Source organism: Promicromonospora sp. NFX87, from assembly GCF_048564965.1.
Lineage (GTDB): Bacteria > Actinomycetota > Actinomycetes > Actinomycetales > Cellulomonadaceae > Promicromonospora.
In genome coordinates this window covers 1-19,373 of the sequence record NZ_CP183414.1, presented here as the reverse complement: position 1 = coordinate 19,373, position 19,373 = coordinate 1, and the positions used below count along the sequence as shown (strand labels likewise).

The 19,373-nt window shown below is 69.5% G+C and carries 24 protein-coding genes; 8 read left to right on the top strand and 16 right to left on the bottom strand.

Annotated features, from left to right (window positions below; genetic code table 11):
* The first annotated feature begins 10 nt into the window (after nucleotides 1-10).
* From ACNYC2_RS29430 to ACNYC2_RS29415, 4 genes are all read left to right on the top strand, one after another.
* The gene (locus ACNYC2_RS29430; RefSeq protein WP_419708017.1) at nucleotides 11-652 is read left to right on the top strand and encodes a hypothetical protein; all 642 of its coding nucleotides are present in this window, start codon (nucleotides 11-13) and stop codon (nucleotides 650-652) included.
* 121 nt (nucleotides 653-773) lie between these two features.
* Nucleotides 774-1,103: a hypothetical protein gene (locus ACNYC2_RS29425; protein WP_419708016.1), complete on the top strand. Its 330-nt coding sequence runs from the start codon at nucleotides 774-776 to the stop codon at nucleotides 1,101-1,103.
* A gap of 297 nt (nucleotides 1,104-1,400) precedes the next feature.
* Nucleotides 1,401-2,393 carry an ATP-dependent DNA ligase gene (locus ACNYC2_RS29420; RefSeq protein ID WP_419708015.1) on the top strand — a complete coding sequence of 331 codons (993 nt, stop codon included), beginning with the start codon at nucleotides 1,401-1,403 and terminating at the stop codon, nucleotides 2,391-2,393.
* A 266-nt stretch (nucleotides 2,394-2,659) separates the two neighbouring features.
* On the top strand, nucleotides 2,660-3,601 hold the full coding sequence (locus tag ACNYC2_RS29415) for a bifunctional DNA primase/polymerase (RefSeq protein WP_419708014.1): 942 nt from the start codon (nucleotides 2,660-2,662) through the stop codon (nucleotides 3,599-3,601).
* 62 nt (nucleotides 3,602-3,663) lie between these two features.
* Here ACNYC2_RS29415 and ACNYC2_RS29410 read toward each other — a convergent pair whose 3' ends face one another.
* The 3 genes from ACNYC2_RS29410 to ACNYC2_RS29400 all read right to left on the bottom strand — a co-directional run bounded on the left by ACNYC2_RS29410 (nucleotide 3,664) and on the right by ACNYC2_RS29400 (nucleotide 5,905).
* Nucleotides 3,664-3,984 (bottom strand): hypothetical protein, encoded by a 321-nt coding sequence (locus tag ACNYC2_RS29410; RefSeq protein ID WP_419708013.1) that lies wholly within the window; start codon nucleotides 3,982-3,984, stop codon nucleotides 3,664-3,666.
* 104 nt (nucleotides 3,985-4,088) lie between these two features.
* On the bottom strand, nucleotides 4,089-5,015 hold the full coding sequence (locus tag ACNYC2_RS29405; RefSeq protein ID WP_419708012.1) for an Abi family protein: 927 nt from the start codon (nucleotides 5,013-5,015) through the stop codon (nucleotides 4,089-4,091).
* A 116-nt stretch (nucleotides 5,016-5,131) separates the two neighbouring features.
* Nucleotides 5,132-5,905 carry a YfbU family protein gene (locus ACNYC2_RS29400; RefSeq protein WP_419708011.1) on the bottom strand — a complete coding sequence of 258 codons (774 nt, stop codon included), beginning with the start codon at nucleotides 5,903-5,905 and terminating at the stop codon, nucleotides 5,132-5,134.
* 234 nt (nucleotides 5,906-6,139) lie between these two features.
* Between ACNYC2_RS29400 and ACNYC2_RS29395 the strand changes: the two genes are divergently transcribed.
* Nucleotides 6,140-7,978 (top strand): helix-turn-helix transcriptional regulator, encoded by a 1,839-nt coding sequence (locus tag ACNYC2_RS29395; RefSeq protein WP_419708010.1) that lies wholly within the window; start codon nucleotides 6,140-6,142, stop codon nucleotides 7,976-7,978.
* A 297-nt stretch (nucleotides 7,979-8,275) separates the two neighbouring features.
* Here the strand turns inward: ACNYC2_RS29395 and ACNYC2_RS29390 are convergent, their stop codons facing one another.
* Nucleotides 8,276-8,668, bottom strand: a complete 393-nt coding sequence (locus ACNYC2_RS29390) for a hypothetical protein (RefSeq protein WP_419708009.1) — start codon at nucleotides 8,666-8,668, stop codon at nucleotides 8,276-8,278.
* Between the two features lie 86 nt (nucleotides 8,669-8,754).
* Between ACNYC2_RS29390 and ACNYC2_RS29385 the strand changes: the two genes are divergently transcribed.
* Nucleotides 8,755-8,967 (top strand): hypothetical protein, encoded by a 213-nt coding sequence (locus ACNYC2_RS29385; protein WP_419708008.1) that lies wholly within the window; start codon nucleotides 8,755-8,757, stop codon nucleotides 8,965-8,967.
* A 37-nt stretch (nucleotides 8,968-9,004) separates the two neighbouring features.
* Here ACNYC2_RS29385 and ACNYC2_RS29380 read toward each other — a convergent pair whose 3' ends face one another.
* From ACNYC2_RS29380 to ACNYC2_RS29325, 12 genes are all read right to left on the bottom strand, one after another.
* Nucleotides 9,005-9,967 (bottom strand): hypothetical protein, encoded by a 963-nt coding sequence (locus tag ACNYC2_RS29380; protein WP_419708007.1) that lies wholly within the window; start codon nucleotides 9,965-9,967, stop codon nucleotides 9,005-9,007.
* A gap of 638 nt (nucleotides 9,968-10,605) precedes the next feature.
* Complete coding sequence (locus ACNYC2_RS29375; protein WP_419708006.1) at nucleotides 10,606-11,313, bottom strand: SOS response-associated peptidase; 708 nt, start codon at nucleotides 11,311-11,313, stop codon at nucleotides 10,606-10,608.
* Between the two features lie 43 nt (nucleotides 11,314-11,356).
* Nucleotides 11,357-11,614, bottom strand: coding sequence for a hypothetical protein (locus tag ACNYC2_RS29370; protein WP_419708005.1), 258 nt, complete (start codon nucleotides 11,612-11,614; stop codon nucleotides 11,357-11,359).
* Nucleotides 11,615-11,727: 113 nt separating this feature from the next.
* On the bottom strand, nucleotides 11,728-12,099 hold the full coding sequence (locus ACNYC2_RS29365) for a hypothetical protein (RefSeq protein ID WP_419708004.1): 372 nt from the start codon (nucleotides 12,097-12,099) through the stop codon (nucleotides 11,728-11,730).
* A 281-nt stretch (nucleotides 12,100-12,380) separates the two neighbouring features.
* Nucleotides 12,381-13,160: a hypothetical protein gene (locus tag ACNYC2_RS29360; RefSeq protein ID WP_419708003.1), complete on the bottom strand. Its 780-nt coding sequence runs from the start codon at nucleotides 13,158-13,160 to the stop codon at nucleotides 12,381-12,383.
* 170 nt (nucleotides 13,161-13,330) lie between these two features.
* Nucleotides 13,331-13,735 (bottom strand): hypothetical protein, encoded by a 405-nt coding sequence (locus tag ACNYC2_RS29355; RefSeq protein WP_419708002.1) that lies wholly within the window; start codon nucleotides 13,733-13,735, stop codon nucleotides 13,331-13,333.
* A gap of 418 nt (nucleotides 13,736-14,153) precedes the next feature.
* Complete coding sequence (locus ACNYC2_RS29350; protein WP_419708001.1) at nucleotides 14,154-14,474, bottom strand: hypothetical protein; 321 nt, start codon at nucleotides 14,472-14,474, stop codon at nucleotides 14,154-14,156.
* 117 nt (nucleotides 14,475-14,591) lie between these two features.
* Nucleotides 14,592-15,029, bottom strand: a complete 438-nt coding sequence (locus tag ACNYC2_RS29345) for a DUF6573 family protein (RefSeq protein WP_419708000.1) — start codon at nucleotides 15,027-15,029, stop codon at nucleotides 14,592-14,594.
* 133 nt (nucleotides 15,030-15,162) lie between these two features.
* Nucleotides 15,163-15,681 (bottom strand): hypothetical protein, encoded by a 519-nt coding sequence (locus ACNYC2_RS29340; RefSeq protein WP_419707999.1) that lies wholly within the window; start codon nucleotides 15,679-15,681, stop codon nucleotides 15,163-15,165.
* A gap of 80 nt (nucleotides 15,682-15,761) precedes the next feature.
* A complete protein-coding gene (locus tag ACNYC2_RS29335; RefSeq protein ID WP_419707998.1) occupies nucleotides 15,762-16,475 on the bottom strand; it encodes a hypothetical protein in 714 nt (237 codons plus the stop codon).
* Nucleotides 16,472-16,960: a DUF6884 domain-containing protein gene (locus ACNYC2_RS29330; RefSeq protein ID WP_419707997.1), complete on the bottom strand. Its 489-nt coding sequence runs from the start codon at nucleotides 16,958-16,960 to the stop codon at nucleotides 16,472-16,474. The genes ACNYC2_RS29335 and ACNYC2_RS29330 overlap by 4 nt, the downstream gene beginning before the upstream one ends.
* Nucleotides 16,961-17,089: 129 nt before the next feature.
* On the bottom strand, nucleotides 17,090-18,217 hold the full coding sequence (locus ACNYC2_RS29325) for an AAA family ATPase (RefSeq protein WP_419707996.1): 1,128 nt from the start codon (nucleotides 18,215-18,217) through the stop codon (nucleotides 17,090-17,092).
* A gap of 418 nt (nucleotides 18,218-18,635) precedes the next feature.
* Between ACNYC2_RS29325 and ACNYC2_RS29320 the strand changes: the two genes are divergently transcribed.
* Both ACNYC2_RS29320 and ACNYC2_RS29315 read left to right on the top strand, forming a co-directional pair.
* A complete protein-coding gene (locus ACNYC2_RS29320) occupies nucleotides 18,636-18,869 on the top strand; it encodes a hypothetical protein (protein ID WP_419707995.1) in 234 nt (77 codons plus the stop codon).
* A gap of 56 nt (nucleotides 18,870-18,925) precedes the next feature.
* Complete coding sequence (locus tag ACNYC2_RS29315) at nucleotides 18,926-19,156, top strand: hypothetical protein (protein WP_419707994.1); 231 nt, start codon at nucleotides 18,926-18,928, stop codon at nucleotides 19,154-19,156.
* Nucleotides 19,157-19,373 lie beyond the last annotated feature (217 nt).

Sequence of the window (19,373 nt, the reverse complement as noted above, 5' to 3'; positions counted from 1 at the left end):
AGGGAGCAGCATGTTCACCACGACCGAGCACAACATCAGCCTCGAGGAGCAGGCGCCCGTCCTGGCGCGCTCGCTGCAGTCCGTCGCGCCGGACAGCTTTCACTTGAGCTACCGGACCGTCCGCCGGAGCGGAGAGCACGCCGTCGCGCTCTTCGACATGCGTGAGATCGAGTGCGCCGACGTGGACGTCAGGTCGAGGGAGGTCAGCGTCAAGCTGTACGAGGCGGGCGACCTGTCCTGCACCATCACGACCACGACCCACGCGGGGCTCACGTATCGCGACGACGTCTTCGACGGGCAGGTGTCCGCGGTGCTGGACATGCTCGTCCTGCTGGATGTCGAGCTGGTGCGCGCCCCGGCGACCAAGCCGGCCATGACCACAACGGCTGGCGCCCTACGCCCGGGGGAGACGGGCATCATCACCGACGGCGAGTTCGCCGAGCGCGCCTTCGCCATCCGGAGTCAGGTCGGCAGCAGGGGAAACGTCTGGGTCGACTGGGCGACCGGAACGGACGGAGAGGTTCCCGCCTCAACCCCGTGCCAGCGCACCGCGCCCGCGGACTTCTGCGCGCTCCGGGGCCATGCGGCCCGGGTCACCAAGAACTCAGAGGAGGACACCTGCCCTCGTTGCGGCGCGTTCCTCTCTTCCTGATGCCACCGCAGCTGGCCGCTCTGTACCCAGGAGCGGCCAGCTACGCTCGACAACGCACCAGAAGCCCAGGACTTGGGCCACTACTCCTGACAGACCCGGCACCCAGGAAACGGAGACTTCGATGACCGGCACGACACCGACGACGACGGTGGAAGCTCTCGACCTGGTGAAGGAAGAACTGCGCGAACGGCCCGAGTGGTTCGCCGAACGCATCGTCGCCTCGAACGTGGCGCTCGATGACAGCCGAGCTCGTGAGACTGCACGAGGGTGGTGGGTGCCGCTCGGGGAGGGCACCGCACGGTTCCCGACTCCCGTGTTCGGAGACGAGGCGTACATTGTCGTGACCCGCGACGGCAGCAGCCACGGCTGGTACCTGTCCACCAGCAAGCCGCTGTGGTGGGACGACAAGCCGACTCGCTCCTGGATGGACCGCCTCCTCCGCCGGAGCTGAGTCCCTACGGAGCACCGCACTTCATGCGGCGCTCGCGGCTGGCACCCTTTGCGCTCACCAGTGAGCAGTAAGCATGGTGCGCGTGGTCGGGTGGGCAGAGGGCCAGCGTGAGCCTGGACGGGACGGGGCTGCGCCGCAGCCGCCGTCCACCTCCTGAACCTCATGCTCGAGCGAGCTGAGCCCGCTTTGGCCAGCGACCCTTTCAGCTCCCGGATGCGCGGCCGCTGTCCGCGCGCGACCGTGGATCTAGCGACAAGGGGGCGCCGATGACTACGAACCAGCCGACGCCGGATTGACATGGCACTGCCGCCCGGGCTCTCCGGCCCGGTAGAGGTAGCGCTCGCGCGCTCCGTCGAACGGCTCCCGGCTCCCGGCGCGCTGCTGCGGTACGAGCCGAAGTGGGATGGCTTTCGAATCACAATCGTGCGCGACGACGCGGCCGCGCGCCTGTGGTCTCGCCGCGGCACCGACCTCACACCGGTGTTTCCCGAGATCTCCGCCGCGGCCGAAGCTCAGCTCGCCCCCGGGACCGTCCTGGACGGTGAGCTCGTCATCTGGGACGAGGGCCGACTGGCTTTCCCGCTCCTGCAGATGCGCATGGCCCGCGGACCGCGCAGCGCGCACGTCCTGGCGCGCCAGCACCCAGCGTCGCTGGCCGCGTTCGACCTCCTCGCTGAAGACGACGTCGACCTACGTGACCACCCCTTCGACGAGCGCCGCGAGCACCTCGAGCAGCTGGCCGCCAGCTGGGCTCCACCGCTGAACCTCTCGTTCATCACCTCCGACGCTGCCGTCGCTGCCGAGTGGTTCCGGAGCTACACCGCGGTGGGCATCGAAGGGCTGATGATCAAGAGCGGAGCCGACCCGTACCCGGCCGGCGGCGCCCGCCGGTGGCTGAAGGTGAAGGCCAGACGCGCGCACGACGTGGTGTGCGCCGCAGTCATCGGCTCGGTGCGGGCCCCACAGCAGGTCGTCGCCGGGCTGCCCGTGGACGGCGTTCTGCGGATCGTCGGCAGGACCGGGCCCCTGGGGCCTACGGCGCGAGCGTCGCTGGTGCCGTGGCTGGTGCCAGCGGCCGGCGAGCATCCATGGCCGGTACGTGTGCGCTCGACCACGTTCGGACGCTTCAGCGGCCCACGCGCCGACATCGACCTCACCCGTGTCGAACCGCTGGTCGTGGAGGTCAGTGCGGACGCAGCCTGGGACTCTACCTCGTTCAGACACCCGCTCCGCTTCATCCGGGCGCGCCCAGACCTGCGCCCGGACGACGTCCGCCCGCCGACCAGCTGAACGCCGGCCCGGGTGAGCGGTGCCAGGCCGGCGCCCCGCCGACCCGGCGCTCGCGGACATCCCGCACGCCCGGCCGCCGGCTGTCAGTGGCCCTCGCTATGGTGTGGTCGTGGCCCTGGTTCAGGGCCCGGAGTGCAGGTGGCCGGCCCGTGACCAGCCACCGCCCGGCCCCGAAGGTCCCTCGGATCAGAACCCAAGACACCCACCTGCCTGGCTCCAAGCACGCCGGCGGATCACGGGCACGTCGGTGCGAGAGGACCAGCACCATGGTGAAGAACTACGCACGCAAGAACCAGGCCCGCGAGCTCCAGGCCCGCCTCGGCGTTACGTACACCGAGGCCGTCGCGATCGCCGACGGCGCCCACCCCGACTACTCCATCGCCTCCGACCACCCCGACGACGGTGCGGAGTACTGCGGTCGCTGTGGCAGCTTCCACGACCTCGACGAGGAAGGCTGCGCACACACCGGCTGCCCGGAGTGCGGCGGTGGTTGCGGCGGCTGCGAGGACGGCTGCAGCCCCTACGCCGAGTGTGTGTGCGAGACCGCCACCGCGACCCCCGCCCAGGCCGCCGAGCGCGCCGCCTTCGACGAGTCCTGGCAAGGCGCCGTCACCGCCTCCGCGGCGCTCGCTGCCGTGCACCGTGGACTGACCGTGTTCCCACTGCCGCCTGGCGGTCGGGTACCGGCCGCCGGCTGGGGTGATCGGCTGGTGAGCACTCCCGAGCAGGTTGCCGCGTCCTGGCCGGACGACGGCGCGAACGTGGGCGTGGCGTGCGGCCCCTCGGGCGTCATCGTGCTGGACGACGACTTCGCGGATACCCCCGACAACGCAGGCAAGCGTTCCTCGCTCACAGCGCTCGCCGAGCAGCTGGGCGAGACGATCCCCGCCACGTTCTACGTGCACACGCCCTCGGGCGGCCGGCACCTCTACTTCCTGGCCCCGGAGGGCATCCAGGTGCCGTCGTCGTCGGGCGGCACCACGGCCCTCGGCCCGGACATCGATGTCCGGGCGGGCGCCGGGTACGTCGTGGCCCCGTACTCCGTCGTCGTCGACCCCGAGAGCGGCGAGCGCCGGGAGTACCTGCCCGGAGACACCCCGACCATCCCACTGGCGATCGCGCCGCTGCCCCTATGGATTCAAGAGCGGCTCGCAGTCAGGCCTGGCCCAGAGCCGCTCCAGATTGCGGCGGGCAACAGCGGCGTCTGAGCAGAGCCAGCGTGCCCGGTGCCGCGCGGAGGGTCGGCATGTAGAGCCGGCCCTCTGCGCGGTCAAGCTGGTTTGGCCGGCCACTCGAGCGCATCGATGCGCTCCCCGAGTTCCGCAGCCGACGGCGCCGTCGCGCCGGGCCCGCGGTACTGCTCGATCGACTCCAGCCGGAGGTACTGGATCGCGGCCCGAGCGTCGGCAGATTCGCCGACCTCGTCGAACGCGAACGTCTCGAGGATCAGTGCCACCTTCTCCAGCCGGCGCCGCTGGATCGCCACCGGCTCGTCGTCTCCTGGGCGATGCTCGGCCATGTACCTCTGCCGAATCTCGTGCGGGGCCATCGCCGCGCTCTCGGCCACGAACCAATCGTCATCGGTCGTCACCGAGCCAGTATCGGTCGCGCGTCGTCTGAGCGCGTGACGACCGTCCGGGAACGCTCGATCTGACGACCAGCTGCCCGCCGTCAGGCGTTGCCTCGGACGGGTGCTCACGGGCTCCAGAGCGGGCTCGCGGTCTGCCAGTCTCGCTCGGCACCGAAGTGGGAGAGCGGGATCAGCGTGACCTGGGGGTAGCTCTTGACCACCGCGGGAAGCATTCTCATGCGGCCGAGCTCGAGCCGGTCGAGCAGGAACTGGATCATGGTCAGCTGGCCGAAGGTGCGACTCCACTGCGTCGCTGCGGTATCGAGATCGGGGTGTGTTCCGACCCTGGGCAGCTTGGGCTTGATCGTATGGACCCGGTTGAAGAGGCGGCCGTGGTGCGCGCAGCTGTTCCGCAGCAGGTTGAGCGTCTTCAGCCAGCTGGCCAGCTGAGGGCTGCGCAGGCCGCACACGTCGGCGATCGAGTCCTGGACGTCGCGCGGTGCGAAACCGTACAGATACGAGAGCGCACCCCAGTCCAGCAGCTCGACCGCGGCCCAGACGGGCAGCTTGCTCCCGTACTTGGCGTGGTGGTGCGCGACGAAGTCCTCGCGCGACTGCCCGAGCTCCCGCTCGTAGCCGTCACGCCACCGGCGATACGACTCACTCTCCCCGCCGGTGCGGTCGCGTGCGGTGGGACCGAGTAGAGCGGGATCGAGGTGGGCGCACGGGTCGATGCGCCCCAGCTCGTGTCCGAGCAAGGCTCTGAACGCGAGCTCGATCGGCGCGAGCACGGAGAAGGTCGCCGCCCTGAGCCTGGCGTCGAACTCGTAGAGCGCGACGACGTCGTCCAGCCGGGTGCCAGGGTAGAAGTCGTCGCCGCGGCCGGTGCTGGTCTGCTGCCGGAACGGATACCAGTACCCGCTGAGGCGGTAGTAGTTGATCCGCTGCAGCACGCCGACAGCGGCGTCATGGTCGCCAACATCCATGCCCCGCTGGACGAGCGGCTCAACCTGCTCGTCGTACGTCCGGTACGCCTTCACTTCGTCGTGCATGCGGACCGTCCGGGAAAAATGAAGACCGGCCCTGGACCTACCGAAGTAGGCGGAACCGGTCGTGATGCCCCAAGGCTAGCATGACGCGGCTCGTATTTGGAGACTTCGGCCATCGGTCAGTCCTGTGCCTTCCGGCGGTGAGAGGGGTGCGTCTGCGCATCGGCGAGCTGCTTCAGCTCGTCCAGCGACAGCATGTAACCCAGACGGCCGGACCCACGTTCGCGGCTGTCCTTGATGCGCCGGTACTCGGTCAGCATCCGCAGGTACACGTCGAGCATGGGCATGTGCGAGTTGCCCTCGTCGTGGCGCTCGAGCTGCGGTCGCAGCTCCGTCCACTTGCGCTCGTCGCGCATCAGGAACTTGACGTAGCTCGCCATGTGGCCCTCGAGCGGATCGTTGTGGTCGAAGCCCTCGAACTCGAGGTCCTGTGCCAGCTTCTCGTCGACCGGCGCACCCTCCTTCGCGAGGTCGCCGATGCTGAAGGTGATGATCCGGAACATCTGCAGGATGTCTGAGACCCGCGCGCAATCCCGCTTCGACAGCTCGGTGCTGAAGCCGGCCGTCTCGTACCAGTACTCGCCGGTGTAGCCCTCCTCGAGGATCTCCGCCCGCATCAGCTGGTACTCGCGGTCGCCGTCGACGTCGTTCGCGTCCTCCGGCAGCACGCGACCCAGGATCCGGTGCAGGAGCGAGAGCACCTGACGGTCGACGATCCGCATGCTCTCCGCGGCGGGCTCGCTGCCGTGCTCGACCTCGGCCTCGTAGACCGGGACGACCGCTTCCATGAGCAGGTTTCGGACGTACTCGCTGAGAGTGAGGCCGTTGCCCTCGGCGATCTCCTTGAGCTGATCGCGGACGTGGTCGTCGACTCGGATGTTCAGAACTGCCATGATGACTCCTTGATGGTGTGTATGACGAGAAGTGTAGCACTGTCATACGAGATGACGGATGCCACCCGCCCAGCGATCGCAGATCGAGGCTCAGCGCCCAGGGGGCGATCCCGGGCGAGTGTCGCGCCACCTGTTGCGCTAGAGAACCAGAACCGGCTAGTCATGGTTTCTCTAGCGCAACTCACTTAATCCAGTTAGGGTCTCCTTAAAACAACCCTATGGAGTGGAGTGGCTATGAAGATCCCTGGTTGGCTACCGATCCGAGCGGTGGCCGAGATGCTGGGCGTGAGCGAGCAGCGCGTCCGGAAGCTGGCCGAGAGCCAGCTCCCCACCGCGACGAACTTGGGCAGCCGCGCCACAGCAATCCACCAGGGCTCGGTCGAGGCGCTGATCGCCCGACGCCGCGGGCAGGAGACTTCCCTGTCACTGGTGGGCATGGGACCGGCGACCCGCCCAGCAGCCAAGATCGTCGACACGGTCATGGCCTATCACAGCGACTGGGGCGGCTCAGCGGCCGCAGCGGTCCACGTCCGCGTCTGGCAGCGGCACCCGGACGACGGAGGGCAGCACCTGGTCGTGCTCGGACACCTGGAGGACCAGGTCGTCGCCCTCAACCAGCACCTGCCCGAGGTGGTCGCCGAGCTCATGCGGCTGCTGCCCGCGGTCACGATCAGCGGATCCGTGTTCCTCGAGTACCGGCCAGAGCACTGGAGTGACCGCAGCCAGTGGCTCGGCGTGACCAACCTGATCAAGAAGGACACCAGCCGCAAGGACGCACGACCGAGCGACGTCTACGACGACCCGGGCCACCCGCTGCGGATCGACTTCACCGACCTGGAGCAGGTCCTGGGCGACAGGTTCTACGTGTTCGCCAAGGGCACCTACACCGTGGAGAACGTCGAGCGCTGGCTGCGCGAGCGGGCACGCGATCACACCACCACGCAGATCGACGTGGTCCTGGACGACTGGGACGTCACCGGCGTGGTGGCCAGCAGCCGCGCCCTGGCGGACTACACAGAGGAACTCGGAGGGCGCCACGGCGACGATCTCCTGGGCAGTGCCGCGTCGCTCACCGGCCACCTGACCAAGGCCCGCATCGAGCAACGTGACCAGACACCGCGCCCGGACCGCACCAGGCCGGAGACCCAGCGCGGAGACGACGACGCCCAGTGGCCCGACCCCGACCGGTTCGCCACCCGCGTCGTCCAGCCCGACGTCTCCGCGGACGACCGCGCCTTCCTGACCGACCTCGCCCAGCGATACGAGATCCAGGACGACCACCTGCCCACCGTCCTGGAGACGATCGACCACCTCGGCGAGCTCCAGTACGAGGTCGACGAGTACGCCGACTTCCCCGACCCCGTCCTCCACACGGCGCTCGCCGAGGGCATCCTGCTGATGAGCCACCGCGCGACGTCGCTCACCGGCTACGACAACCTCTACCGGTACCCAGGCCCGCCGTGGATCCCCCGCGGCCCCTACGACGTCAACGGCCCGCGGACGCGCGCCTACCTCGACCAGCTCACCGACCGGCGCTTCGGCGCGCCACTGACCGCCAACGAGCGCCGGCTGGCCGCGCAGCTGCGCAAGGACGTTCCGACCGGCACCGAGGAGGACAAGGACCAGTGGTTCGGCACCGACCCTCAGGGACACCGCGTCGCGGTCGTCACGGCCCGCGGGATCGACCGGTTCGCCGTCGAGTGGCCGGCACGCATCAGAGGGGTCGAGCAGCCCGAGTGGCCAGCTCGCCCCAACGAGGACCTCATGGTGCCTGGCGCCCGGGTCGTGGCAGACGCCGCGCAGTACGACACCCCGGTCCTGGTGCTCTTGCCCAGCCAAACCTTGGTCCCGTTGCCGCGGACGGCGGCGACCATGGAACAGCTGTGGTCCTACGGTTTCGACAGCAGCGGGCCGCACGACCTGGCCGAGCACATCGCGACCGCGATGGGATACGAGCACTACAGCGAAGCACGGGACGTGATCGGGCGGATGGTTAGGGCCGCCGACGAGACAGGCCTGGACCTTCCGGTCAACCAGATCCGTGCCGCCGCGGGCGACCCCACCGGGCGGTAGATCTCATGCCGTCGGTGATTGACGCCGTACAGGTGCGCGGCCTCCGCATGTCGCTGGTCGACGTCGGCGGTGCTACTTGCGCTCACCACTGAGCGGTAGCGCGAGACCCAGGCAAAGCCGAAGCCCTCGGGTCGGCACGGTCTCGGCATGGTCGAGACCGTGCCGACCCACAGCTCGCCAAGGCGCACGACGTCGCACACTGCGACTCCACAGAGATTGGCGCTCGCGGTCTGGACGCTGTCGGCCAGGGTGCGGGGCTCCACGAGCTGGGTGTCATGCTTGCCGGGCGGTCGGCTTCTACTGTCTGGCCAGCAACCCGGTGGTTGGCGTCGACGAGCCGAGTTCGCGGTACAGGATCTTCTCGCCCTCAAGCGCCGCCGCCGCCATCTGCAGAGTGCCGTAGACGTACAGGACGGCGCTTAGCCGGTCGGTGTCGGTGTCAGCGTCGTCGTCGGAGAACGCGAGCTGCCAGCACTCGTGCAGTTCGGCGGGCAGGGCTTCCGGCGCTGTCCCGATCTCGGGGATGCCGGCGATGTTGTCGGGGTCGAGCGCCATCAGATAGATCATCCGGCGCCCGATCTTTATCCGGTCGCGCGCGTTGCGGTCCGCGTCGAGCAGGATGCGGTGGGCGCCCTGGGCCCACGCGTGCATCAGACCGGAGTTGGCGAGGATCTGCGGCGTGAAGTCCATGCCCGCCATCATGCCGTGCGCTGCCGGTCGACGTGATCTGGTGCCGTCGACGAGGCCCGGCTCGGCCTGTGAGGCAGTATTGCGTCATGGCTGAGGTGAGAGTCGGCGAACAGGTCGAGGTCCTGGATGAGGGCCTGGCGCAGCTGCGCGAGATCATGCGCAGAGCGACAGGGCGCGAGCCGAAGCCGAACCATCACGGCGTTGTCGAGCAGATCGAAGATGGCCTCGTGTACATCCTGTTCAACGACACGGGCCAGCTCGCCCCGTATCCGCTGGCCGAAGTCAGGCGACTCACGTAGCGCACCGGCAGCACACCGGTGCCGGGCCGGCTGTCGCCTACTGTGATTGCCAGAGCTCGTAGAGGCGTTCGGACTCACGTTCCTCGTAGGCCGACGCGATCTCACCCAGGTCGGGCATGTCCTCAAGCTCGAGCGACTCCACCTGGTCGGAGTTCAGATGGAGCGAGCACACGGGGCACAGCAGGCCATCGAGGACGTAGTACGGGTAATAGATCGTCTCCCCGTGGTCGACGTCGACCTCGACTTCCGTCGACCAGCTGATGTTGGCGGGGTTCGTGCATGCAGGACAGGCGACTTCGGCGCTCAGCTCGCTGGCGGTGTACTGAGGCACGCGCTGCTGCAGCGCGAGAAGAACGGCCGGCCATGCCTCTGGACCGATCGAGGAGCGGAGGTCTTCGTACGCGCGCTGGGCAGCAGCGACGGCGGCCCGTGCGTCGAGGAGGACTTCCGCATGGTGCTCGTCGACCCGCTGGCGGACGGCGCTCGTGTGCCCGCCCCAAAAATCGTGCACCTCGAGCTTGAGCGCCATGAGGATCGCATTGGCGAAGTCGCTCATCTGCGTGATCATCACCTCGAGGTCCGCGCGGTCCCGCGGGACCGCCATGTGCACCGCATCGTTGCGAGCACTGAGGACGTTCTTGGCAACTCTGCCGTGCCGATCGATGTCTGGGCCAAGCCGCTGGACGAGCTCAACGGCGACTCTGGCATCGACAGTCTGCTTGTTCGGCCTGAATGCTGAAGGAGCGGGCTTGCCGGCCTTGTGCAGGACGATGTCGAGCAGGTGCTGGTGAGCGTCTCTGTAGGTGACGAGCCTCTCGTCGTGGTGCACGAGAAGGGCCTTGGCGAGCAGCTCCACGACTGACCCTGCGCGCGTGGCTATGTCGAGCGCCTTGTGTGCGTCCCACGGAGCCTGCGCGAGGTCGAGAGCAGCGCGAGCGTGGTACCTCGCGGCGGCGTACAGCCGCGCTGCGGTTGCTGACTGAGGAGCGAGGTCCGGCATGGACAGGATTCTCCTCCCAGGGCGGGCCGCGCGACGATAGTCCTGCCGACGGTCACGCAGAGGACTACGACGTGGCGCTCGCGGCCTGGAGCCTTGGCATGGGCCCGTGGCTGGCCAACTACGTCGACCAGCGAGAGGACCGAGCCGTCGTGGACGAGCAGCCAGCGCCGAGCTCGCCACCCGCCGGGCCTCGGGAGACTTCGGCGGAGCTCACGCCGCAGAGCACGGGAACGCCGTCGCTGGCCCGCACTCGATGACCCAACTCAGACCGCGACGGTAACTTGCGGCACCTGGTCTGCTTCGCGCTGACTCCCCGGACAAAGCGGGGAGCGTAGCGAAAGAGGGCGTCATGAGCTGGTGTCGAGCGGTCTTGTGGGGTGCTGTGTGGTTGCTGGTCCGAGCCGCGGTTGGCGTCGCGGTGTTCCGGTTCCTTTGGGAGCTGGGCGGCCAGGCCCAGGCCGCGGCCTGGGTGACAGTGACGGTCCTGGCGGCGCCGGCGGTGAGCTGGGCAGCCGGACGCCGCCGGACGGGACAATCAGCGAGTGATGGGTAGCGCGGTGGCCGGGGCCACCGCGGCCACCCGCTGGTAGCCGTCCCGATCAAACCTGGCCAGCTACCTCGGATATGGCGAGCCACGTTCACTCGATGGGGTGTACGAGCGCGGGGCTGTTGTTGCGGACGTTGCCCACGGCCACGCCGACTTTCACGGGGGTCAGGTGGGGCTCGGGTATCGACGCGATGAGAGCGTCGACGTCGCCGGCGTCGGTCAGCTCGGGGTCGAGCCAGTCGTCCCATCGATCCTGGGGCAGCAGAAGCGGGGAGCGGTCGTGGATGTGCCCGAGGGTGTCGGTCGCGGTGGTCGTGATGACCGTGAACGTCCACAGCCACCGGTCGTCAGCGCCGTCGTCCTTGGCTGGATCCGGCCACAGCTCATACAGGCCTGCCGCGGCCAGCGGCTCGCCGTCGAGGTCGGTCAGGTAGTAGGGCTGCTTGCGGCCCTTCCCTTCGGGCGCCTGCCACTCGTAGTAGCCGTCCATGGGAACGATCAGACGCCGCCGCGAAGCGGCCTTGCGAAAAGCAGGCTTCTCGGTGAGCGTCTCAGCGCGAGCATTGATCAGGCGGGCCCCGACCTTGATGTCCTTGGCCCAGGACGGCACCAGGCCCCAGCGCAAGGTGCGCAGCTGACGCATCGCGTGCCCGCCCTCGACTCGCTCGAGCACCGCCCTGACGTCCTGCGTCGGCGCGACGTTCCACGACGGGTCGAGGCGCCCGCCGATGAGCTCCGCGATGTGGAACCGGTCAGCGAGCTCCTGGTCTCGCCGCGCGTTGGCGTACCTACCGCACATGGCTGCCAGTCTGGTCAGGTCGTGCGGACCTCGCTCGCTGGATTCACGCGTCCGCCACGTGACGGGCCGCGTCGACCAGCGTCGTTCGCACCAGGCCCGCGATCTCCTCCTGGTCGCTGCTGGGATCGACGCGGTCGGTCAGATCTTCGAGATCGACTCTTCGATCCACGGGACTATGAGCATGAGTACCACTACGAATGCGACGATCGCCGCTCCTGCCAGGATCAGGGGGGCGGAACCAACCGCCCGAGCGATGTCCCTGGACTTCGTTCTGGGGACTCTGGTCGTTGTTCTGGGACATGGTGGGCTCCTTACCCGCTGTGGTAGTCGGCCTGGGACGACGCTATCGCGTGGGCCGTCCGTGGGCGCCGGGGGGGGGGCGCCGCCATCCGACGGCGCCCCCGGTCCTCTTGCTCAGCCCTCGGTGGCAGCAGATGCCTTGATGTCGATGTTCACCTGGTCGGCGATGGCATCGCACTCCACGGCCACGGACAGCCAGTCGAGCCCGTGCGGCGCGGTGCCGAGGGTGACGGCCAGGCGCGTGGCCCCGGCCATGCGGCGCAGGTTCGAGACCGCGCCCTCTCGCTCGGCCTCGTCCAGGTCGAGCTGTTCGAGGATGAGCTTCGTGGTGGCCGCCTGCCGTGCATGGACCATGGCGGTCTCCAGCGTGATCGCGTCGTCGCTCGACGCGCGCCGGCGGAGACTGGCGCGGTCCTGCTCGGCGGAGATGAGGATGCCACGCAGGTCCTGGACCTGGTTGCTGGTGAGGTTGAGTGAGTGGGTCATGGATTCTCCTAGCCGGGATCCTTGCTTGCTGACACTATTAGAATAACAGAAATGAAGCCGAAATGCATCCCCGATCTCATCCTCCAGAACCGGCCAACAGGGGAGCAGGGCTCACTCAGGCCCCGCCCCCTGGGTGTCGGGTAGCTACGCGGGGACGCCGGCCGCGACAAGGGCGCGAACGTCGCCAGGGGTGACGGGTTGGCCTACGTGCTCAGCCAGCTGGCCGGCGGCGCGGCGTGTACCGATCCGCTCTGCCTCTTCATCGGGCGTGACGGTGACGCTCATCGGGGCTCCTGGTTCTGCGCCGCGGCCTGTTCACGGGCGGCAAGCACCCGCCGGGCCCTTGCGGTGTAGGTCGCGTCCGCCGGGTCCGCCCATGCCTCCGGCTCGGCCGCCCGCGGAATCGCGGTGCGGTCGAAAGCCAGCTCGAAGACCTCGGTCGCGAGGGCGTCGTGCTCGAGCTCGGCGGCGGGTCCGACGTCGACGACGTCGACGGGCACCGTCTCCGGTAGCCCGCGAGCGGCGAGGATGGCGCGAGCGGTCTTGGCCAGGTCGTCCATCCAGGCGGCCTTGTCTGCCTCCCAGATGGCGTTCATCTCGCCAGCGAGGGTGCGCGCGTCGTCTGCCTCGATCTCGGTCTGCGCGGTGCCAATGGCGCGACAGACGGCCTCGTACTCGTCCGTGAACCGTTGCGTGAGTCCGAAGGTGAGGAACTCCGCGCTGGTGTCCACGGTGAGCCGCACGGCCCGGGTGCGAAGGGGCAGGAGTCCGTCGGGCGGAGTCGCGGAGGCGACGAGTTGGCGAACCAGATCTGCTTGCCCGCTCCCCGCCGGGTTCCCGGCCAGGAGCGCGTCGACGCTGCCAACGTCCGCGGCCAGTCGCGCAGTGACCGCGGCGAGCGCCGCGGCGACGTCGGGCTGCGCGTCGGGATCACGGTCGCGCGGGGCGATCGCGCCGGCCTGGACGACGTAGAGGCTCTGGACGATCGAGAACAGCCAACCGTCGTACGGGTCGTCGAATGTCGGGACGTAGCCCGGCGATGGGCTGGGAGTGGTGGTCATGGCGTCCTTCGCTCGTCGTCGGACCGTGTTCAGTTCTGATCGTGCCTGCGACCACTGACATCGCCGCGTTCACGCCGCAGGGGCCATCAGCGCAGACGGCCCCTCAGCGGCCAGGCCGCGCCCGCACGTTGGCGCTCGCGGGCGCGGCCTGGCCGCTTCTTGAGGTGGGACTAGCTCGCGCCGTCGTGTGGGAGCGCTCGTGCATAGGCCTCGCACCAGCGGACGGCCCCGGCCAGCTCGTTCACCGCGAAGTTCGCGGTGCCGCTGCCGTCGAGGTGCAGGCAGTCGTCGCCGGCGACGAGCGCAGCGACCTGGTCGTCGGCGTGGCCGAGCAGGGTCTTGGTGGCGAGGCGCGCGACGTCCTGCGGGGCGTCGGTCTGGTACCAGAAGTCCATGAGCCGCCCGCTGGGGTCGGTCGCAGCGGCGACGCCACCGCTGGCCAGGGCCCAGTCCAGTGTCCCGACGTCCTCGGACGTGGCGTTGATGCTGTTGGTCAGCGTGCCCGGGTAGGGGACTGGTGCGGGGGCGTCGTCGTCGGTGTGCTCGCTCGAACGCGGGGTGTCTGTGGGGGTCATCAGTTCGGGTCCTCTCGATCTCTGCTTGCTGACACTCTTAGAATAACATAGATATTGGTGCGGGGCATCCCCGAGCGCCAAGTTGGTGGGCACAATCTGCGCGACCGCGCCGAGCCGCCGAACGCGACTCGGCCGCGATCGCCGAGTGCGTTGGGCGCTCCTGAGGCCTGGCCGTCGCCCCTGCGACTGACTCGGCGGTGCCGCGGGCGCGTACCCGGGCAGTCTTGTCGGGCCTCCCAGCCAGGAGGCCTTGTCGCCCTGCCGGCCGCGCCCATCGCACCGCCGCGAGCGCCCGCGCGTTGCCGGCGTCGAGCTCCGCGGCGACGTCGAGGAGGTGCGCACCGGGCGGGTGTGGAGGGTCGGCGGTCTCGAGCGTGCGGTTTGGCCGTGCCCCGCGTCGGCGGGGCACGGCCCTGGGCTAGGGGATGAGGGAGGGGAAGAGGTACCACGAGAAGGACTCGCGGCCCTGCTCGGTGGAGCGGTTGGGCTCCACCTCGTTGATGGACCACACGAGGGAGCGCGCGATGAGGGTGCGCGCTGCCTCAAGGGCCGGGATGGGGACGCGGATGTCGGGGCAGTCGATGAACTCTGCCCGGACGGTGACCATCTGGCCGCGCCAGACGGTGTGGTGAAGTACCGCGAGGTCCCACCCGTTGTGGTGGTAGCCGGCGAAGTTCACGAAGGACTCCAGCTCGGTGGGGGAGTAGAAGTGGGCGAGGTTGATGGTCGCGGTCTCCATGGGTGTGCTCCTCTCGATCTGGATTCCAGGTCGCCAGGTGGGCTGGGCGGGCTAGTGTCCGCGCCCAGCCCAGCCCGGCGGCGAGTCAGTGGGTGGCGTCGCGCTCCGCGAGCGCGGTCACCGCTCCTCTGGGAGGTAGATGGTCAGGCACGGTTCGCCGCCCATGTCGTACGCCTGGACGACGGCCTCGAACGTCACTCTCTGGGGCTTCTGGGCCCGGGAAGGTGTGCCCGAGCTGGTGCGGTTCGGCACGCGGCCGATCGTGACGGAGGTGCCTGCTGCGCCGTCGCGGGTGACGCTCGCTGCGAGGGCCGTCATGAACAGCACGTCCCATAGGCGCCCGGCCTCGTCCTGCCAGTTCTCGTCGCGGTCCCAGGTGACCAGGTCGGCCCATGCGCGCGCTGACATGATCACCGGGATCTTGAACCCGGCCTCGGTGGCCACGGCCTGGTCGACCGGGATCATGGTGCCGTCGGCCACGGCGTCGGCCACCAGGTAGGTGTGGACCACGTGGCCCCAGAATCCGGCGGGGCTTTCGTTCGTGCTGTTGCTCATCGTGCGTTCCTCTCACGCTCTGCTTGCTGACGCTATGAGAATAACATAAATGATGAGCGTGTGCATCCCATATACGAGGACCGCGAGCGCCGAGCGCTGGGGCGCTCGCGGCCACCCCTGGCATGGGTCGCGTTCATACGGCCGTCCCCGTGATGAGTGCCTGGGCGTTGGCCGCCGCGATCGTCGCGCCGGTGACCCGGGCGACGATGAATCCGTACCCGGGCAGGGTGCGGGGGAGCGGCGTGTGGTTGGGGAGGGTCCCGACGCGGCCGCAGGTGCGGCACACGATGGTCGTGGTCGTGCCCCGGCGGCCGGCGAATTCGCCGGCGTCGTCACCGGGGTAGAAGCCGGTGTGCTCCGGCTGGCCTGGGTGGCCGTTGCCGCACACGCATACAGGGTCGGGGCGGCCGCGGTGGATGAACCGCATTCGGGAGTGCTCGGGGAACGCGCGGGCCGTCTCGATGTGGATGCGCTCGCCAACGCTTGCGAGCTCGGCGGGTTCGCCGTCGAACCACATGTTGTCTTCGTTGTCGGTGATGAGCAGGGTCGGGACTGAGTCGCCGCCCACCTCCACCAGGTCGGGGTGCTCAGGGTCGGTGACCACGATGGGGTGGGCGTATCGGGCTGCGAAGCCCATGTTGCTGGCGGACATGGCGGGATCTCCTTGAGGTCTCGGGGCGGTGTGCTCTGCGTCGGGGTGCGAGCTGCTGCTCGCGGTGGATGTCGTGCGGGTCATGAGTGGCTGAGGATGCCCGGCGGGTTGTCGTGCTCCGGGGACCCGTCGAACAGCGCTGGGCCGTTGTTGAGGTTCACGCGGACCTCGCTGCCGGTCTCGGCGTCGATCTGCACGACGGTCCGGCCGTCTCGCTCGCCGGTGTAGAACGCGACGGTGATGCCGCCCGGCAGGACGACGTCGGGCGCGAGGGCCCCTGGCTCCTGGTTCGTGAGGCGGATGGCGGCATCGCGGGCGGTCAGCGCGTCCAGGGCGTAGCGGTGCGTGCTGGTGGCAAGTTCCGTGGCGCGCTGCTCGTCGCCGGGCTTCCACTTCTGTGTCCAGGGGTGAGCGAGGTGAGCCGCCTGCGTGGCGCACTGCCGGGCGAGGATCGCGGCGGAGTCGGCGGCCTGCGAGAGCGCCATGAGGCTGGGCCGGTCGGTGACAGGCGTCCTGCCGTACTCGGCCGCGATCCGGTCGGCGGCTTGCTCGGCGGACGACGCGGCGTCGACCGCTCGCCGTGCGGCATCGAAGGCGACGTCGCGGGGGGTTGCAATCTGCATAGGGTTCTCCGTTCGGGTCGGGTCGTTGGGGGTGGCGTCGGGTGCGGCGTACTTCGCGGCGTGGTCCTTGTCCCACTCGGCGCCGCACTCGTCGCAGACCCACCACTCGTCGTGCCAGTGCGTGACTCCGCCGCAGCCATCGCAGCGGCGCCACGGGCGCCGGTTGCTCATCGGGTTGCTCCCTCGGTGAGGTCAGGGGCGGCCGTGTCCCGCGGGGTGTTCCGGTTGAGCCAGGCAAGCTGTTGGCCGATGCCGAGCCCCTGCATCGGGACCCTGTACGGCCACTGGCAGGGGTGCAGGAACGATCGGTACCGCTCGCCCGCCAGGACGACCAGCGACGGCCGGGGGACGTCGGCGAGCTCGGCGGCCAGCTGCGCGCGAACCAGCGCGATCCAGTCCCAGGTCGGCGGAGCCGCCGTGCCCGGGTCGTCGTGTGCGCGGCCTAGCTCGACGTCGTAGGGCTCCAGCACGGTGTCCGGATGAACGAGCCCGTGCAGCCCGCTCAGGACGTACCAGCGGTCACAGGGGAGCGCCTCGGCATAGGCAACCGACTTGCGGAACAAGCCGCCCGTGTAGAGATCGCGGGCCGGTGCCGGGCGGGCCAACTTCGCTGCGCCACAGCCGATCAGGGCCACAGTCGTCGTGGTGCCGGGCATAGGAGTCTCCTCTCCTCGGGTCAGGGGACGCGTCACCCGCGCTGGGCGCCCGGCCACCACCGGGCCCGGCTGCGGGGGGACGCGGGTCGCGAGCGCCGTGGGGTGGCGCTCGCGGCCCGGTGGCGGGTGTCAGCCGTTCAGGAGCCCGGCGGCGTCGAGCACGCGGGTGAAGGCCTTGACGGAGGTCGGGGGCATGGTTCCTGCCGGGCGGGCGCGCAGCAGGGATAGTGCGGCGTTGACCGCGATGTCGGCCTTGCCGTTGTCGTTGGCGTGCGCGAGGACGGGCCAGGCGCGGAGCCATCCGGCCTTGGTGCCCGGTGCGGTGGCGGTGGCGACGACCGAAGACAGCAGGGCGTAGGCCTGGTCCGGGCGCAGCGCGCTCCAGTTCGTGGTCGTGGGGTCGTCGATCACGTCTGCCGGGTCGGGCAGGTCGTTGTTCTCGCGCCAGTTGAGGAACTCGGTCGCCGGTCCCGTGCCGACCAGGCCGGACGCGGCCAGGAGGGCGGCGGGGGTGTCGTGGGCGTCGAGCACGGCCAGGACGTCGGCGAGCATCGTCCAGGTGCGCGGCGAGGGCCAGGCGCGGCCGGTCGCAGAGGCGTCCGTGGTCGGCGGCATCCGGTGCAGCAAGTCGCCGTGGTGGTGGATGAACGCGGAGACCTGGCCGCGCGAGGCTGCCAGGCGCTCGCGGGTCGGGTCGTAGACGCGTCCCATGGTGGGGGTGGGGAAGCCAGTGATGAGGCCGCTGCACCACGCCTCGGTGTCGAGGGTGTGGTTGATGTGGAGGAAGCGGTTGGCCTGCGGGGCGGGCAGGTCCCAGCCGTCGGCGGCGGACTCGGGCGGGTTGGCGGCGGCGATGACGCGCACCTTCTTGCCCAGGGGGAGGTCCCCGACCACGCGGTCGAGGGTGACGCGCAGGGTCGCGGCCTGGACGGCCGGGGGAGCGGTGGACAGTTCGTCCAGGAACAGGAAACCGCCGTCCTCGGCGTCGGCCAGGCGTCGGGCCCAGGAGGGCGGGGCCATGGTGACCGTGCCGTCATCTGCGACCACGGGGAGCCCGGCGAAGTCGGAGGGCTCGCGCACGGAGGCGATGACGGTCTCCATGGGCAGCCCCTCGGCGGCGGCGACGGCGCTCAGGAGCGAGGACTTCCCGGTGCCCGGGTGCCCCCAGAGGAGCACCGGGACACCGACCCGTCCGGCGGCGGCGATGACGGTGAGCAGCGGGTCGGTCGTGCGGTTCAGTGCGGGCGTGGTGCTCATGGGATGGGCGTCCCTCTCAACTCGGGTTCCTTGCTTGCTGACACTCTTACTTTAACACATAAGAAGTAGGAGGATCGATTGAATCGTTCCAGATTCGGTAACGGATAGATAACGTGGCGCGGCGAGGGTGTGCGTAGGACCGTAGAATCTGTTAAACTAAGAGTGTCAGCAAGCAAGGGGCCGCAAGGCTCGACCCGCTCCAGGAAGAGGCGCACCATGCCACCGATCAAAACCCTCTCTGACCAGGACATTTGCGCGGCATGCGAGGACGGCGCCCACGGCGACTGCGCCTACGCAGCGTGGAACCCCTACCTCGATGGCGAGGACCCCGAGGACTCGTACTGCACCTGCCGCCACTGACCTCCGGTCCCGGCCCTCAATGGGCCGGGACCAGCCCCCGCAGAGAGAGGCGCCGACCATGGCCCTGGCCTTCCCCGCCCCCGCCACCATCACCTACCCGACCGGCTGCCCCGCAGGTCACGAGTGCGAGGCGCTCGACGAGTGCGGCCTGTGCAGCGAGCCCGTCTGCCCCGAGCACTCCTGGGACCTGACCCTCACCGGCGCAGGAGATCCCACCGGGTGCAGTGAGTACGGCACCTGCCACCGCGAGTGCCACGCGGCCCACTGCACCGAGCGCACCTGCTGGACCTGAGCCACCGGTCCGGCCCCTCCCCGGGGCCGGACCAGCAACCGAGAGGACGCCCTGACATGGCCCGCTATGACGAGAACGGCAACCACATCTGCAAGGGTCTGGCCTGCTACCTCATGGCCGGTTCGGACTGGATCGTCCGAGAGGGGCCCGGCATGCGCCCCACCTTCGTGACCAGGGCACACACCCTCGGCCTGACCACCTACATCGAGCTCGCGGATGGCTCGTACTTCGAGGTGCCGGAACGGCACACCGTGGTGTACCTCAGCCCCATCGGAGCGCCCCTCTGACCCACCCGGCGAGAGGCCTGGCGGGCCCCTCCTCGCCGGGGCCCCTTCGGCCCAGCTGACAGCCAGATGACCAACCCGGGGCCGGCCCGGCCGCACCGCGGCCGCCCCAGCGCCGCGGGCCGCCTTGGCGGCCCGGCCCGGGCCCCCGCGGCGCAGCGCGGGATGAGGCAGCGCCGGAGGTGCTGGATCATCCAACTAACTCCTCCGTTTTAACCTT